The 678-nt window shown below is 42.6% G+C and carries 1 pseudogene; it reads right to left on the bottom strand.

What is annotated here, in order from left to right:
* A pseudogene (locus H5154_RS22980) lies at positions 1-678 on the bottom strand (IS630 family transposase); the annotation flags it as partial.

Here is a 678-nt window from a genome sequence, read left to right as displayed (position 1 = left end):
TAAGTCAATTTTATCCAGTCTCTAGAGCATATGCTTTTAACCGTATCAGGAACAGAAATGAATTTATTCCACGCTTGCGAAACCTGTTCGACTATTTCTTCATAACCACTAAACACACGATTAGATAAACAGTGTTGCCGTATCCAACTCCATACTTGCTCTATTGGATTTAACTCCGGGGAGTAAGGCGGAAGTTTTATTAGCGTGACATTATTGAATGGTTTTACAGTATCAATAGTATGCCAACCAGCGCCATCAACGATCACGACCGCATGACGTCCTACCTCCGTGGCTTTTGATATTAATTCCATGTGTTGCGTCATGACGTCTTTATTGACGATAGGGCTGATCAGCGCTTCTGTTTTACCATTACTTGGGCACACTGCACCAAATAAGTATCCATACTCAAACTGCTGTTGTTTTGTTGCGCGAGGCCTAGAGCCTGTTTCAGCCCATAAGCGTGTTGTTTGATTTTGTTGTCCAAACCGTGCTTCATCTTGAAACCACACATCAATGCGATCTAAAGGGAGATGTCCTGGGGTGTGAAGGATCGTTTCCACTTGGAACTTTTTTAAAAGCCTCTTGGCTTTCTTTTGACTGCTTTGGGTGCTTAGAACGGCTTGTGATCCAGCTAAACCCACGCTTCTTGAGCAGTTTGTAAATATGATCGGTGTGATA

Source organism: Pseudoalteromonas sp. SR44-5 (assembly GCF_014163675.1).
GTDB lineage: Bacteria > Pseudomonadota > Gammaproteobacteria > Enterobacterales > Alteromonadaceae > Pseudoalteromonas > Pseudoalteromonas rhizosphaerae.
Note: the sequence above shows the minus strand (reverse complement) of the source record. Positions and strands in the feature narration are given on the sequence as shown.